This is a genomic window from [Rhizobium] kunmingense (assembly GCF_977018605.1).
In genome coordinates, this window is sequence record NZ_CDRNXG010000002.1 from 527,464 (window position 1) to 542,674 (window position 15,211).

Below are 15,211 nucleotides of genomic sequence, written 5' to 3' on the forward strand. Positions count from 1 at the left end.
GGTTAAATCCTTTGTCGTTCTAAATCATTTTGCGCGAGGAACGCAGGGATCTGATCCATGCCCATTGGCCGGCCGGTAAGATATCCCTGCACATGCGTGCAACGCTCTCCGCGGATCCGAGCCAATTGTTCGGCGGTCTCCACGCCTTCGGCTGTGATGGCCATGCCAAGGCTGGTGCCGAGACCTGCGATGGAGCGAAGAATGGCTTCGCTGTCGGCGTCGTCACTGGCAACGAAGGACCGGTCGATCTTGATCTTGTTGAAGGGAAACTTCTGCAGATAGCTCAGTGACGAATAGCCGGTGCCAAAGTCGTCCATCGAGATCTTAACGCCGAGCTCGCGCAGGGAATTGAGCGTCTGAACGACGTTGTCGGTATCGTCGAGAAGCGCGCCTTCGGTGATCTCGATTTCCAGCCGGTGGGCTGGCAGTCCGGACCGTTTGAGCGCGGTAGCCACCATGTCGAGCAACGTGTCGGCTTTGAACTGCAGCGGCGAAACGTTAACAGCCACGATCATCTCGCCAGGCCATGACATGGCTTCAATACACGCGGTTCTCATTACCCACTCGCCGATCTTCACGATTAGGCCATTCTCCTCGGCAAGTGAGATGAAGGAGAGAGGAGGGATATTGCCCTTGACCGGGTGTTCCCAGCGCAGGAGCGCCTCAAACCCGTCTACTCTGTTGCTGGTGACATTGATAAACGGCTGGTAGTTCAGCTTGAACTGCTTCAGTGCCAGCGCACGGCGCAGATCGTTTTCCATCTCCCGGCGCGCGAAGAGAAGCGCGTCCATGCCGCTCTTGAACATGCTGTAACGGCCTCTTCCGGTCCTCTTCGCCTCATACAAGGCGAGGTCACCGTTGCGAAGGAGGTCGCGCGCCTGAACCGCATCTGTCCCGATCGCTACGCCGACGCTGGCGCCGATATTGATGGTGTGACCATCGATGACATACGTGCGGCCGATAAGGTCGACAATACGAGAAGCCAAGGTCTCTGCTGTTCCCTCCTCATCGAAGTTCCGCTGCAGCACGACAAATTCATCCCCACCTAGACGAGCGACAATATCACCCTTGCGGCAGGTAGCTGTAAGCCGGTCCGCAACCTTCTTCAGAAGAAGGTCGCCGACCGCATGTCCGAGCGTGTCGTTGATCATCTTGAAACGATCGAGATCAAGGCAGTGAACTGCGAGCGAAGACGCCGGTCCGCTGCATAACGCCGAAGATAGATGCTTCAGCAAGGCGTTGCGTTTGGTAAGGCCGGTCAGTTCATCCAGATCATCTGGCATGTCGGCGGTTCGTGCATCTAGGGAGGGCCGCAAATCGATGAGAAACTGCCCTGCACCTAATACTGCAGTGGCGGCATCGAACCTCTCGCCGTCCTTGGATATCAGGAGATAGGAGGGGGCGCCGGTCATGGTGGCGAGGCTCAACACGCATCCCGGAAAAAGGTCGTGCATTTGGCTCCCTACGACCGCTGCCAATGATAACATGCTGGCCCTATTCGCATATGTGACGACCCCGTTAGAGCCGACGACCAAAACTGAGCGCGGCAAGGACTCCAGGATCTGCTCGGCACTTGGCATACCAGCTGGATGGGCTTCGGTTATGTGCGGAAACGACGTTGCGACATTCATGGTGGCCTACCAATACGAGTTGGCCACAAGGTAAGCGTTGGAGGTTACTCAACAACGGATCGGTCCAATAAACGTGGATGTTTCACGCGAGACGGTTATCGATTGCTGAACATTGATAGTGCTGCAGGAGAAATTGGCGCCACGACAAGGGGCATGGTTGAAGAGTGCGACGTTCGATAGTCAGGCATCATCTGTCGACCCCATGGTCCAGTAGCGGCCCTTTGAGGTCTGCAACTTTTTTGCATTAAGAGCCTGATGGCAGATCGGTCAGGTCCTCGAGACCGCGATGTTGGGACATGGCAGTGTCCAATGCTTGTCTGGTAACGTGGCCCTCACGATAGAGGGTTATGATGATCGCAGCTCCAAGCTCAGCCTCAGGACTATCTTTGGTAAGACGGTGAGCTGCCAGCCAGTCGCTGAACGCCTGATCAACGACCGACAATTCGTTCGGTCCAAATGTCGTTTCCAGAAATGCCCGCATGCCCTTCCCCTTTCTCGCGGCGTCCATATGGGAGAGCACTATGATGCGGTCAAGGCCATAGAGGCTGGCTCCAGACCGGTCTGATCTTCACTTCCGGCAGCTTCGAAGCTGATTTCACTGCGAAAAGGCCTTGTTGAAGCCCGCTTCTGCTATAAGTTTGAGCCGGAACAAATGGGAACGATGTTTGCGACGTCGCAATAAGCAGTAGAATGGGCGCCGATGCAGGACGAAGGAGGGACAAAGTTCTGGGGGCAGGACGCGATTTCCCGGATGATGGAAGGCGGAGATTGGGACGATTCCATCCTCGGCCCGCCGTCGACATGGCCCCTCTGTCTCAGATCCGCCGTCGATATCATGCTGCCGGCAATGGCCCAGATCGTGATGTTCTGGGGCCCCGACCTGGTCGCGCTCTACAACGAACCCTATGCGCCGACGATCGGCCAACGGCACCCCAATGCGTTTGGCCGACCGGCGCGAGAGAACTGGGCCGAGCTCTGGGATGATCTCGAGCCGCTCCTGCGCCGGGTGATGGAGACCGGCGAGACGGTCGCGGCAAAGGATCGTCCCTTCTACATCGAGCGGCACGGCTATCCGGAAACCGTCTATTTCGACATATCCTATTCGGCCATTCATGATGAACATGGCGGGGTCCGCGGCGTCTTCTGCATCGTCAACGAGACGACCGATCGCGTCCGCGCCGATCAGGCATTGCAGGCAAGCGAGGAAAGGCTTCGGGCAGTCATATCCCAGTCGGCCGCCGGCATTGGCCAGGGAAGCCTGGAAGGCAAGATCCTGCACATCAACCGGCGGTTCTGCGAGATCGTCGGCTATGAGGAGGGCGAACTTCTCGGCAAAAACATCGCGGACATCACTTATGCCCATGACATGCCTGAGCAGGCCCGCCTGTTCAACCGTCTGGCCACGACCGGCGAAAGCTTCGACATGGAGAAGCGCTATGTGCGGAAGGACGGTAGCCTGGTCTGGGTGAACAATACGGTCTCTGCTCTGCGCGATGACGAAGGGCGGATCCACCAGGTTGCTGTCATCTCGGTCGATATCACCGAGCGCAAGCAGGCGCAGGAAGCCGAACGCAGACTGGCCTCGATCATCGCGTCCTCTAACGACGCCATCCTCGGCATCGATCTGGCCATGAACATCACGGCCTGGAACGGCGGGGCTGAACGCCTTTATGGCTACAAGGCTGAGGAGGTCCTCGGTCAATCCGTCCTGATGCTCGTGCCGGAAGACAGGCTCGATGAAGAGCCGGCACTTTTACAACAGATCAGGGCAGGGGCCCCGGTTGATGCGTATGAGACGAAGCGCCGGCGTAAGGACGGACGTTTGGTCGACGTTCTGCTCAGCGTCTCACCGATCTATGACTCCGCCGGCAGGATTGTTGGCGCCTCGAAAATCGCCCATGACATCTCCGCGAAGAAGGAGGCGGAGCGGCTTCAGGCTGTGCTGATTGGCGAGCTGCATCACCGGGTGAAAAACGTCTTTGCAACGGTCATCGCCATTGCTCGCCAGACATTGGCCAAGGCGACAGACACCCAGGATGCTGTCGCGGCGTACGAAGCACGCTTGTCGGCAATGGCGCACGCCCACGATCTGCTCGCCGAAGGGGACTGGCAGAGTGCCGATCTCAGGGCGGTGGTCGAGCAGGCCGTTGCGCCATACCCGCCGGAGCGCTTCGAGATTTCGGGGCCGCCGGCTCTCCTGCCACAAAAGGCTGTCGCCACACTGTCGCTCGCCCTTCACGAACTTGGAACCAATGCCGCTAAATACGGCGCGCTGTCCGTTCCAACGGGACGGGTGTCAATAATCTGGACCTATGACCCCAAAACCTCGGCTCTCAGCCTCCGCTGGCAGGAAAAGGGCGGGCCGACGGTCGCTCAACCGACCAGGAAGGGTTTTGGATCTCGCCTGGTCGAGCGCTTGCTGGCGGCGGAGCTCAACGGTACGTCGGCAATCGTCTATGACGCTGCCGGCGTCGTCTGCGAAATAGAGGCGGTTTTGCTTCCGCACCCCACGGAATGACCGGCAGGAACGAATTCTTCCGCCAAGACTTCTGTCGTGGGGCAACACAATCAGGATCATGATGCAGGAAAAGGATCAAAATCGACGTGACGCTCGCAGCGCCGGAGATCGCCTGGTCGCCGGGCATGTCAGCGAAGACCCGTTTGCGGCGGCGTTCAAAGCCACGCGCATGCCGATGATCGTCACGGATCCCGGCCAGGCCGATAATCCGATCATCTTCTGCAACGAGGCATTCAGAAAGCTGACCGGTTACAGCGACGAGGAAATCATCGGCCGGAACTGTCGCTTTCTGCAGGGGCCTGAAACGGACCGGGAGACCGTCGCCAAGATTCGCGACAGCATCGCGGCAGGGCGGGATGTGGCTGTCGACATTTTGAACTACCGCAAGGATGGCAGCACGTTCTGGAACGCCGTCTTCATCAGCCCCGTGAGGGACGAAGCGGACAAGATCATCTATTTCTTTGCCTCCCAGCTTGATTTCACGACGGTCAAGAGCCGGGAAGCGGACCTTGCCGCGGCTCGCCACCAAGCCGAGGCCGAGGTCGCAAAGCATACGGCCAACCTTCGTGCGGCGCTGGATGCTCGAACGATGCTGGTCCATGAGGTCGATCATCGGGTGAAGAACAACCTCTTGACGATGGCCTCGATCGTCAAAATGCAGGCGCGGATCACCAAAGACGATCGGCAAAGACACACACTGATGTCGGTCCTCAACAGAATTGAGGCTCTGAGCACGGTGCAGCGCAAGCTGTTCACGCTCGACGACGTCTCGAAATTCGACATGTCGGAGTTCACCCGCGAGTTGGTAACCGATCTGGTCGATGCCACCGGCCGCAAGGACATTCGCCTGTCTCTGGATCTCTCCCCGCTGCTCGTGCCGGCCGTCAAAGCGACGCCGCTGTCCTTGATCGTCAACGAGCTGGTCGGCGACGCCGTTCGACGCGGATTGAGCGACGGCGGCGGTGACATCCATGTTGTCGTCCGGCGGCTGAACGGTCACTTCCTGATCCGTGTCGAAGACACGTCGGAACCCGTCGAGCCCGATAGCGAGAGCGCCCAGCTCGGAAAAATGTTGCTTGAAGCATCGGCCTTGCAGCTGGGCGCCGAAATCGAACGGAAACAGCACGGCCGAAAGACGGTCGTCGATGTGGTGCTGCTTGTCGGCGACCATCAGGAGAATACGCATTGAAAGTCATGATCGTCGAAGATGAAATGCTACTCGCCATGGAGCTTGAAAGCGAAGTAGAGATGGCGGGCCATCAAGTCACAGGTGTTGCCATGAGCAGCACCCAGGCACGCGAGCAAATCGGTGCTTCAAAGCCGGACTTTGCATTTGTCGACATCCATCTCATGGACGGCCCGACCGGGATCGATGTCGGGCGCGAGCTGGCGGCCGCCGGCATCCCCTATGTCTTCGTCAGCGGAAACATCAAGCGGATCCCGCAGGATTTTGCCGGCGCGCTCGGTGCAATCGAAAAGCCCTACTCGATGAACGGCATGAAGAATGCGCTGGTCTATGTCTCGGCAATCATCCAGGGGGACGACAGCGGTACCCCGCCAGCGAGCCTTGTCTTGGCTGAAGATGCAAATGTTGGCCGACGTTCTGCCTGAACGCCGGGGACGCGGTTACGTCCTGGGCGTGCCCTTTAAGTGCTCCGAGAGCGAGAATGAGATGGGAACAATCCGATGACCACTCGGGTTACTGATGGGCCTGTCCCTGCGATCGAAAGATCGCTCGCTGTTAACAAACCTTTGCATTGGAAAACCGATGACTGAACTTTGGGGATACCCTGTCGAGATCGCAACCGGCGCAGCCGGCGGTTTGAAATGCGTCAGGATAAGCCGAGAGGCGGTTGCGTCCTTGGCAACAGACTTCCCAAAAGGTGGCCCGGATGCCAGCGAGGCCAAAAAAGCCTGCCTCAAGGCAGTGTCGGGTGTCATTCCAGGAGACAGCGCCGCGGCGGATTTCAACAGCTACAGGTCACTGAGTGCTTTCCATGAGAGCACGTAGCTCCAGCCAGCCGGAAATTCCTGCCGCTCTCCATTCTTTTTTTGCCAAGAACTGATTTGCCGCGACAAATGTCGCTTTGGTCTTTCTCGCAGGGTCAAGGCGCCAAGCATTCGTCACAAATGCCGCAGCCGTCTTCATCCATGGCGGAGTTGGGACGCTGGCGACAGCAACAAAGGCAAATACCCATCTCGTGTTGAGGGGCGTGCTGCGGAGGCAAAATCTCAGTATCGGCGTCCGAAAACATCTCGGTTAATCCCTCATCCATTCCGATGCTCCCAAAGCGAAGATCGCGACTCGAAATAGGACCGGATTTTCAGCGAACAAGATGATTTCAGGGAGGTGGAAAAATTTTCGAGCGGGGTCTTGAACGACAAAAACTCAAAAACCAAATCGGTCAACGCCGACGGCCCAACGAGGGGGTCGGCTGACCGAGGAGGCGGATTTGAACGCTTCCTTCCATGTTGCTTTACGGAGGATATGGTTATGAGAACTGAACTTGATTTTGCCCCGCTCTATCGTTCGAGCATCGGCTTCGACCGCGTGTTGAATCTGCTCAGCAGTACGCAGCGCCTCAACGCAATCGAGACCTGGCCGGCCTATGACATCGTCAAGACTGGTGAAGACGACTACCGCATCACGATGGCAGTGGCAGGCTTTGGCGAAGGCGATCTCGATATCACTCAGGAGCGCAATGTTCTGGTGATCAAAGGCGGGAAGGCTGAAGAGCTGCAGGGCGAATATCTTCACCGCGGCATCGCCGGTCGTTCCTTCGAGCGTAAGTTTGAGCTTGCGGATCATGTAAGGGTGGAAGGGGCCGATCTAAAGAATGGCCTGCTGACGATTGCCTTGAAGCGCGAGGTGCCCGAAGCCATGAAGCCGCGCAAGATCGAAATCGGCGTCGCTTCATCCGGCGGAGAGCCGCTCCGGCTTGGAGCTGACCGCAAGGTCGCTTGACCCGAACACCTAAGAAGAATTAGCGATTGCTATCAGCCGGCCCGATCCAGGGCCGGCTTCAGTTATCAGTCGGTATCGAGCAAACGAAGGAGGTTGCCATGTTGCTCGCTCAATTTGACAAGCCCGTCTACGCACAGCGCCGGTATTTCGTGCAGGAGATCACCGGACTGGATGACGTATTCGATTTTCTTGACGAGTGGCCCAAGGAGACGCGCAATCTCGCTTACGAGACCCTTGTTCGATACTGTCGTGAAGCGGCAAACGGGCATTGGCCGATCGACGCGGTCCGAGAGAACTTTCGAATTTTTCTGAAGCAGAACGGCAAGCTTGCCGAGCTGGAAGGCGTTCCGCCTCATCTACGGCGTGATACGAGCGCGAAGATCGGCGGGGCGTAACAGCCAGAAAAGCTGCGACAGTTTCAAAGCTAGCGGCCGGCGTAGATCCGGTGCATTGTCTCTGCGGCGGCCTGTTCAACTGGAATTTCGAAGAAAATCTCAGGGTTGCTCGCCAACTCCTGAAACGTTCGCTCGATCAAGTCGTCTTTCTCGGGGCCAGCGAGATGATAGCGTGCCGCATAGCGGCCCAGCAGCGTTCTCAGTATGTGCATGTCGCTCGTGGAAAGACGCCGGCTCTTGCTATCCATTTATTCCTCCCTGATCTTACCGGCCTCGAAGGTCGACCCTTATCGGGGCCTGCGATTATTCCGATAAGGCCCGAGATAATTTCGGAGGTGTCTGACATCAAGGAGCCAGCGCAGATGTGGCCTGCCGTTGGGCGGCAATGCTGACCGCCACCTTGATTATCATCCCCTAAAACACACCTATCGCCGTAAAGCTCTTGTCTTTGGAGGAAAGATGGTAGCGGAACCGTATACGGCCGACGACCCCGAAACCCGCCTAGCGTTGTTCGACTTTGCCTTCGAGAATGCTCCGATCGGGATCGCTCTGGTCGATCTTAAGGGACACATCATTCGTGGCAATGCTGCCTTTGCCAAGCTGCTGTCGCTTCCCCTCGAAAAGGTGTTGGGGACGCATTTCAGGGACTTTACCCATCCAGACGATATCGAGGCGGACCTCATCCTGTTTCAGCAGGTCTTGCAGGGAAGGCGGGACGGCTACACGATCGAGAAGCGTTATCTCCGCCCATTCGGCGAGATCGTTCACGTCCTGATCCATGTTGCCGCGATGCGCGATGCTGCGGGCAAGGTCGTGCGCTTCATATCGCAGATCGAGGATATCACCCGCCACAAGGAGCATGAGCGTCAGCTCGCCGAGCGAGCAGCGCAGCTCGAGCTGGCGCTTGAAGCCGTCCGTGGCGGCTTCTGGCAAATGGATATTGTCACAGGCAAATTCGAAACCTCGGATCGACTGGCTCAGTTCATAGGTGGGCCGACGGCTGCGCGGCTCGACCTTGAGCGCTACGTCAACAGGGTCAATGTGAATGACGGCGCCCAGGCCGATCTGACGCCGCTGATTGCCGGCACGCTCGATCAGAATGTTGCCGAGTATCGTCTCGACACCATTCACGGCGAACGTTGGATGCGTTGTGATCGGCGGCTGTTGCGTGATAGCGACGGCCGTCCGGTCAAGATCGTCGGAATGGCAATCGATTTTACCGAAGATCGACGCCGGATAGAGATGCTGGAAGAGACGGCGCGCACGGACGCGTTGACTGGGCTGCTGAACCGGCGTGGGCTGTCGATTGAATTCGCGGCTTTGCAGTCTGCCGATGGCTTTTCTGTCCTTGCGCTCGACCTCGACGGGTTCAAGGAGGTGAACGATGCTCATGGCCATGCGATGGGAGATCTCGTCCTGCAGACTGCAGCTGCGCGCTTGACCTCAGCCGTCAGGGACCATGATCTCGTTGCACGGACAGGTGGCGATGAATTCGTCGTGGTCGTCGCGGGCGATCGTTCCACAGGGGAGGCGGCCGCAGAGCGTATTCTTGCGCGGATGAGGGAGCCGATCGTGATTGCCAATGAAATCGCCGATGTCCGCGCGAGCATTGGGGGAATTTGGGCGGGCGAGAAGCGTGATATGTCCGAGCTTCTCAAGGAGGCCGACGCGCTTCTTTACGATGCGAAGGCGGCCGGCAAGGATGTCGTCAGATTTCAGTCTGCATCCGGGGCGATGCGTTGACGTGGATCAGCATCTTCCCCCGCGCCGCCAAACGTCTCCGCTTGATTGGGCGTCGTTTCCAATGCGTGACGGACAGACCTTGATCGCTGTGCTCTGCGGGCTGTAAGGTCGTTGTATCGAGACCTGAGCTCTGGCATCTCGTACTCGCCGCTGATCCAGAGATCGACCAAGGCTATAAATTCGGGGTCACTGTCGATAGGCATTCCCCGCAACAGTGCCGTAGTGCGCACCCGATCAAAAATCGTTCGCCGTCTGTCGCTGTCGATCGCCAACCTACATCTCCGGTGGTGTTGAAAGCGTCTAGAGGAAGACCGAGAGACCTTCCGTACTGACGACATAGATGAACTCTTCCCATGCCTCATGGGCAGAAGCGAAAGATTCATTCCATTCGGTGAGCTGGTCTTCTAGGCTGGTTACCTCCATCCGCCAATCGTCACTGCCTGAAGGGCGGAAGATTTCCACAACGACGGTGATGCCGTTCTCAGTATAGCGGCCGGAGAATTCTGAGCGTTCGGACAGCGGCTGATGTTGGTTCATTGGGTCACTGTAAATGTTGGCGCTTATCCAATATTACGTCTGCGCGTCGCGGCCGCAAGACGAATGCCCAGCTGAATCTCAATCTATCGATATACTGGAAGAGCCCCATGTCTCGGGTTCGTGCCCATACAATAGCTCAATGGTGGCCGCCGCAGAGACGTTGGCGGTCGAATGGATGAACACATCGCTCAAGCTGCCTGAGCGTCGCGCTTGCCTCAACCGCTATCCAGAGCGCAGGAGAGGAAGCTGCCTCATTGATGCCAATGATTCAAGCTGCTTGGTTTTAAACAAGGTTCGCCGGGAGCGTTTCGCTCCCGGCGATGTCGTAGACGGCTGCATCAGACGCGATGCGTAATGGTTTCTGAAACGACGACGTTGCGCTTCGTGCCATACGAACCCCCGAACCATCCCGCAACCGCACCGAGTGCGAGCGCAAGAAAGCCGAGGATCGCACCCGCAGATATGGCAGCAGTTGCGGTCTGGGCAGCCTCGATCGCCTGCTGCTTGGCGGCCTGCATGTTATCCCAATAGGACTTTTCATACTGCTCGACCTGGGTCCGGGCCTGATCGACCGGAATGCCCTGGGCTTTTGCGACGGCGTCGGCGGCGCGAGCGCGGGCCTCCTCGGCCTTCGCCTGATCTCCAGTCACCAGAGCCTGCACGGAGGACACAGCCGCAGTCTGTAATGCCTGGGGGTCATTACCAGTTGAAGACCTGATTTGCTGTTCGATCCCAGCCATCGGATTTGTCGAGTTGGCAAGTGAAGGCACCGCTGTCGTGGCGGCGGTGGCGGCGGTCTGACCAACGCCCCCGACGACACTTGCAAGACCGCTGAATGCACCGCCCACCAGCGCTCCGACAGAGGTCGTGAGCAGATAGAGCACGACAAGGGTCGTGACCGCCCAGGTGGTCAATCCATGATAGCCCCCCGTCGAGTTGCTTGGTCGGCCTGATAGTCGGCTCGAAACGTAGCCGCCGAGGAACGCTGCAATGATGCCCGCGAGCACGAACCAGATCCCGCCGCCGATGGAAAATGAACTTGCTGTCGGGTTGTCGGACGTCGCTGGGTCGAGGACAGCCGCGCCGATACCGACGCCGAGAAGATTGAGGAGGAACTGCGCCGCAAGCGCGATTGCCACACCTGCGAAGATCGCGCCCCAGCTCACCTTGTTATATGCCGCCGTCGCGGGTGCGCCGCCCCTTAACGTGTCGTGGAGGGTATCGTGGGGAAGATTGGTTGATACTGGGGTTGTCATGGTAGCCTCCGGCTAATTCATCACGGGTTCGTGAGTGTGGCCACAACTCGCCGGTGGACCACATGTTCCGGATGCGGGGAAATCGGAATGTTTCGGGTGACTTGTTACGATCTCTCCGCGCTTGGTGAGGCGGGGGCGCATAAGGCGGAGGCTCCCCGGACCGTCGAACTCCATATCCTTAGGGGACCCGCATCCTTGAAGACCCGCGCTATCGCTTGCCATTATTTTCCGCGCAGGCCGAATGCGGAATCCTCTGCCCGAACGGAGCTGGAACAGTTGATCACGCCGCGAGTTCCTGACGGGCTGACGGCGGCTGATTGCCCTGATGAGATTGAGGCAACGACCGACCGTAAATTGGGAGAGACCGCAGATGAAAGCTCTTACGTGGCATGGTAGCGGCGACATACGCTGCGAAACGGTAGACGACCCAGTAATCCAAGACGATCGCGACGCGATCATCAAGGTGACCAGCTGCGCGATTTGCGGCTCCGATCTGCATCTCTACGGCGGCTTCGTTCCCGGCATGCATGCGGGGGACGTCATGGGCCATGAGACGATGGGGGAGGTCGTTGAAGTCGGCCGCGGCAATTCCAAACTCAAGATCGGCGATCGCGTCGTAGTGCCCTTCACAATTTCCTGCGGTGAGTGCCGGCAGTGCAAATGGGGGCAGTTCTCTCTGTGCGAACGATCGAACCCCGCGGGCGCGGAGCAGGCAAAGCAGATCGGCTATCCGACCGCCGGCCTGTTCGGTTATTCCGAAATGTATGGTCGCTTCCCAGGCGGTCAGGCGCAGTATCTTCGCGTTCCTTATGCCGATGTTGGCCCAATCGTTGTGCCTGACGGCCTGAGCGACGAACAGGTCCTGTTCCTCTCCGATATCTTTCCAACCGGCTACATGGCCGCCGAAAACTGCGACATCAAGCAAGGGCAGACAGTCGCTGTATTCGGCTGCGGGCCGGTTGGCCTGTTTGCCATCAAATCGGCGTTCCTGTTAGGCGCGGAGCGAGTTATTGCAATCGACACCGTACCGGAGCGACTAGCCCTTGCCCGAGCATCCGGTGCAGAAACGCTCGATTATGCGGATGACGATCTGCAGGAGCGTATTCTCGCCATCACCAATGGGCTTGGACCGGACGCCGTCATCGAGGCAGTCGGGATGGAAAGCCACGGCGCGGGCGGTGTGTTGGAGACCCTCCAGACAAAGCTGACGTCAACCGAACGGCCTTACGCCCTCAGCCAAGCGATCCTCGCCTGCCGGCCTGGCGGGACCGTTTCGCTGCCCGGTGTCTTCGTGGGTCCAGCAGTTCCAGCACCTCTCGGAGCCGTCGTGGGCAAAGGTCTCACGCTGAAGACAGGCCAGACCCATGTGCAACGGTATCTCGAGCCGCTGTTGAACCTGATCGTCGAGGGCAAGATCGATCCGTCTTTCCTGATCACCCACCGCATAGGCCTCGAAGAGGGACCGGAGGCATACAAGACTTTCCGCGACAAAGCAGACGGCTGCGTCAAAGTTGTCATCCGGCCGAATGGATAAGTCGCGGCTTGGCTCAGGGCCTTTCACTTGGCTTACGCATCAAACCCCATTTCGAGAGGTGAGGATCTTGTAGCATCGACGAGATGCTGCCTCTGATGCAAAGAACCACCGAGGCTGGAGGAAACATGTTTCCGTCCGGCCTCGGAGTCAGAAGTATTAAATCATGATCTCGCCGCCGGTGACCGGAATGACAGCGCCTGTCATGTAGCTTCCAAGTTCAGAAGCCAAAAGGACATAGGCCCCTGCGAGTTCGGCAGGCTGGCCAGCGCGGCCGATCAGGGTCTGTTGCCCAAACTTGGCGGCTTTTTCTGCCGGCATGGTAGACGGGATAAGGGGCGTCCAGATCGGGCCGGGGGCGACCGCATTCACGCGAATGCCCTTTTCAGCGAGCATTTCGGCGAGGCCGGCCGTGAAATTGGAAACGGCACCCTTGGTGGATGCATAGGCCAGAAGCTGCGGCGATGGCTGCCGCGACTGAATGGAGGTCGTGTTGATGATTGCACTTCCAGGTTTCATATGCGGGGCGGCGGCCTTTGACAGAAAGAACGGCGCATAGATATTCGTTCGGAACGTCGTGTCCCACTCATCAGCAGATATATCGGCGATATCTCCGTAGGTGCGCTGAAAAGCAGCGTTGTTGACCAGAATGTCGATACCGCCGAGCTCATCGACCGCGCGCGCGACCAGCTCTTGGCAATGGTCTTCCGATGTGATGTCTCCGGCGATGACAAGCGCCTTACGGCCGGCGTCCTCGACCCATTTGGCGGTGTCGGCCGCATCATCGTCTTCGTTGAGATAGGAGATCAGAACATCGGCACCTTCACGCGCGAAAGCAATGGCCACGGCCTTGCCAATTCCCGAATCCGCGCCGGTAATCAGTGCGACCTTGCCTTCGAGTCTTCCATTGCCGCGATAGGATTTCTCGCCATGATCCGGGGCCGGTTGCATCGACGCGGTTTTGCCAGGCGGTTGTTGCTGCTGTTCTGGATAAGGCGGGGTCGGGCGGCGTTGTTCTTCGGTCATGATCTTCCTCCGTTGAGTGACGGAGGCTTAACCGGCTGGAAGGGTAAGCGTTCCGCGATGTGCCGCCGCCAATGCCGCAAACTGCGTGATTTCAATCCCCCTGGATCTATCGTCTACGTCAGGGCGAAGCTTTAGCCAATTGTGTCGGATACAGAATGCTCTGGGTAGGATATCAGCGGGCCGCCTCGATCGTCGATGGTCGCAGAGGCGCCGAACATCTCGGACTCGCTTAGCCGGGTCACGGCAAGGTTGCCGATATTTCCGCGATTGTCGAAACCTTAGGCGATTTCCAAAGTTGTCAGCTCGAACAAGGAGCACTTTGCATGCCGAAATATTATTTCCATATTCGAGACGGACAGGATCTGGCGCATGATCCCGAGGGTGCGCAATTCGAAACGCTTGAAGCTGCGCGGAAAGAAGCCACCAACTCCGCCCGAGAACTTCTCGCGCAACGGCTCCTGCGTGGCGATGTCATCGACGGACAGGCATTCGAGCTGACGACGGAAGATGGCGATATTGCTGACATAGTTCGGTTCAAGGACGTCATGCGCTTGGAGTGATGCGAATTAAAATCCAGCACGATATCGGACACTCACATAATCTGAGGAACTATCGCGATCGCCGTAGGTTGGGCGCTTGTCTCCAACCGAAAGGAATTCTCATGTTCATGAGAGTAGACCAGCTCCAGGCGGAGCTGCCCGCGCCGAAAGCCGCGGATCCGAATGCTGCAGCCGCCCTCCAGGAGTTGCTTGGCGGAAAATACGGGGAAATGTCGACGCTGGGGAACTACATGTTCCAGTCGTTCAACTTCCGCTCGAAGTCGAAGCTCAAGCCCTTCTACAGCCTGGTTGCCAGCATCACGGCAGAAGAGCTCGGGCATGTCGAGCTCGTCAGTAACGGCGTCGCGATGCTGAATAATGGGCCTGACATCCCCGACGGTGACGAGGGCGACGGTGGAGACATATCCGGTGCTCCGTTCAAGGATATGGCAGATATCCGTTTGGCCGCAAGTTTTCTGTCGGGCGGCGGCGGCGCGATGCCGATCAACAGCAACGGCCAATCCTGGAACAACGATTTCATCACCACGACTGGCAATGTCGTTCTCGATCTGCTGCACAACTTCCACCTAGAGTGCGGCGCTCGCCTTCATAAGCTGCGCGTCTATGAGACAGTGACCGACCCGACGGGTCGAGAAGTCTGCGGCTATCTTCTCGTTCGCGGTTCGGTGCATGCGCATGCCTACGCGCTGGCGCTGGAGAAGATCACGGGAGTGGACGTAAAGAAATTTCTGCCTACCCCCAACATCCCGCTTGCCAACATTCCCGAATGCCAAAAGTATCTCGACGAAGGGTCGCATCGGCGCCTCTACACTTGGAGCCCGAACGACTACAAGGAGATTGCGGGCATCTGGAGCAATGACGAAGTCGCGCTGCCGGGTGATCCTCCGGGCGAACTTGAGGTCGTCGATGGAATGCCGGATGGCGGCAAGATCCAGCAGCTTGTCGGCGTGCCGTCGGCCTTCACTCCGGACTATGCTCCCGAGGAAATGTTCGAGATCGCCGAAAAACTCTACAAGAAGTCTCGCTAAACGTTGACACGTATCACAGAC

15 protein-coding genes are annotated in these 15,211 nt (G+C 58.1%); 9 read left to right on the forward strand and 6 right to left on the reverse strand.

What is annotated here, in order from left to right; genetic code table 11:
• Window positions 1–2 precede the first annotated feature (2 nt).
• Together AC0JZ4_RS20785 and AC0JZ4_RS20790 are read right to left on the reverse strand one after the other, a co-directional pair.
• Window positions 3–1,430, reverse strand: coding sequence for a putative bifunctional diguanylate cyclase/phosphodiesterase (locus AC0JZ4_RS20785; protein ID WP_471889053.1), 1,428 nt, complete (start codon window positions 1,428–1,430; stop codon window positions 3–5).
• 445 nt (window positions 1,431–1,875) lie between these two features.
• The gene (locus AC0JZ4_RS20790) at window positions 1,876–2,112 is read right to left on the reverse strand and encodes a hypothetical protein (RefSeq protein ID WP_471888392.1); all 237 of its coding nucleotides are present in this window, start codon (window positions 2,110–2,112) and stop codon (window positions 1,876–1,878) included.
• 219 nt (window positions 2,113–2,331) lie between these two features.
• Between AC0JZ4_RS20790 and AC0JZ4_RS20795 the strand changes: the two genes are divergently transcribed.
• The 5 genes from AC0JZ4_RS20795 (at window position 2,332) to AC0JZ4_RS20815 (ending at window position 7,509) form a co-directional block, all read left to right on the forward strand.
• Window positions 2,332–4,149, forward strand: a complete 1,818-nt coding sequence (locus AC0JZ4_RS20795; RefSeq protein ID WP_471888393.1) for a PAS domain S-box protein — start codon at window positions 2,332–2,334, stop codon at window positions 4,147–4,149.
• A 61-nt stretch (window positions 4,150–4,210) separates the two neighbouring features.
• Window positions 4,211–5,338 (forward strand): PAS domain-containing protein, encoded by a 1,128-nt coding sequence (locus AC0JZ4_RS20800; RefSeq protein WP_471888394.1) that lies wholly within the window; start codon window positions 4,211–4,213, stop codon window positions 5,336–5,338.
• The gene (locus AC0JZ4_RS20805) at window positions 5,335–5,760 is read left to right on the forward strand and encodes a response regulator (RefSeq protein ID WP_471888395.1); all 426 of its coding nucleotides are present in this window, start codon (window positions 5,335–5,337) and stop codon (window positions 5,758–5,760) included. The genes AC0JZ4_RS20800 and AC0JZ4_RS20805 overlap by 4 nt, the downstream gene beginning before the upstream one ends.
• A gap of 883 nt (window positions 5,761–6,643) precedes the next feature.
• A complete protein-coding gene (locus tag AC0JZ4_RS20810) occupies window positions 6,644–7,114 on the forward strand; it encodes an Hsp20 family protein (RefSeq protein WP_471889054.1) in 471 nt (156 codons plus the stop codon).
• A gap of 98 nt (window positions 7,115–7,212) precedes the next feature.
• Window positions 7,213–7,509, forward strand: a complete 297-nt coding sequence (locus tag AC0JZ4_RS20815; protein ID WP_471888396.1) for a DUF982 domain-containing protein — start codon at window positions 7,213–7,215, stop codon at window positions 7,507–7,509.
• A 29-nt stretch (window positions 7,510–7,538) separates the two neighbouring features.
• On the opposite strand, the gene AC0JZ4_RS20820 is transcribed toward AC0JZ4_RS20815, so the two are convergent.
• The gene (locus tag AC0JZ4_RS20820) at window positions 7,539–7,757 is read right to left on the reverse strand and encodes a hypothetical protein (RefSeq protein WP_471888397.1); all 219 of its coding nucleotides are present in this window, start codon (window positions 7,755–7,757) and stop codon (window positions 7,539–7,541) included.
• A 127-nt stretch (window positions 7,758–7,884) separates the two neighbouring features.
• On the opposite strand from AC0JZ4_RS20820, the gene AC0JZ4_RS20825 reads away from it, so the two are divergent.
• Window positions 7,885–9,252, forward strand: coding sequence for a diguanylate cyclase (locus AC0JZ4_RS20825; RefSeq protein ID WP_471888398.1), 1,368 nt, complete (start codon window positions 7,885–7,887; stop codon window positions 9,250–9,252).
• Window positions 9,253–9,552: 300 nt separating this feature from the next.
• On the opposite strand, the gene AC0JZ4_RS20830 is transcribed toward AC0JZ4_RS20825, so the two are convergent.
• Both AC0JZ4_RS20830 and AC0JZ4_RS20835 read right to left on the reverse strand, forming a co-directional pair.
• On the reverse strand, window positions 9,553–9,789 hold the full coding sequence (locus AC0JZ4_RS20830) for a hypothetical protein (protein WP_148148537.1): 237 nt from the start codon (window positions 9,787–9,789) through the stop codon (window positions 9,553–9,555).
• 338 nt (window positions 9,790–10,127) lie between these two features.
• Window positions 10,128–11,045 (reverse strand): PhnA-like protein, encoded by a 918-nt coding sequence (locus AC0JZ4_RS20835; protein ID WP_471888399.1) that lies wholly within the window; start codon window positions 11,043–11,045, stop codon window positions 10,128–10,130.
• A 370-nt stretch (window positions 11,046–11,415) separates the two neighbouring features.
• Here AC0JZ4_RS20835 and AC0JZ4_RS20840 point away from each other — a divergent pair, with 370 nt between their 5' ends.
• Window positions 11,416–12,579: a zinc-dependent alcohol dehydrogenase gene (locus AC0JZ4_RS20840; protein WP_148148539.1), complete on the forward strand. Its 1,164-nt coding sequence runs from the start codon at window positions 11,416–11,418 to the stop codon at window positions 12,577–12,579.
• 156 nt (window positions 12,580–12,735) lie between these two features.
• On the opposite strand, the gene AC0JZ4_RS20845 is transcribed toward AC0JZ4_RS20840, so the two are convergent.
• Window positions 12,736–13,602, reverse strand: a complete 867-nt coding sequence (locus AC0JZ4_RS20845) for an SDR family oxidoreductase (protein WP_471888400.1) — start codon at window positions 13,600–13,602, stop codon at window positions 12,736–12,738.
• A gap of 323 nt (window positions 13,603–13,925) precedes the next feature.
• On the opposite strand from AC0JZ4_RS20845, the gene AC0JZ4_RS20850 reads away from it, so the two are divergent.
• Window positions 13,926–14,162, forward strand: coding sequence for a DUF6894 family protein (locus tag AC0JZ4_RS20850; RefSeq protein WP_471888401.1), 237 nt, complete (start codon window positions 13,926–13,928; stop codon window positions 14,160–14,162).
• Between the two features lie 101 nt (window positions 14,163–14,263).
• Complete coding sequence (locus AC0JZ4_RS20855; protein ID WP_132281129.1) at window positions 14,264–15,190, forward strand: manganese catalase family protein; 927 nt, start codon at window positions 14,264–14,266, stop codon at window positions 15,188–15,190.
• Window positions 15,191–15,211: the final 21 nt, after the last annotated feature.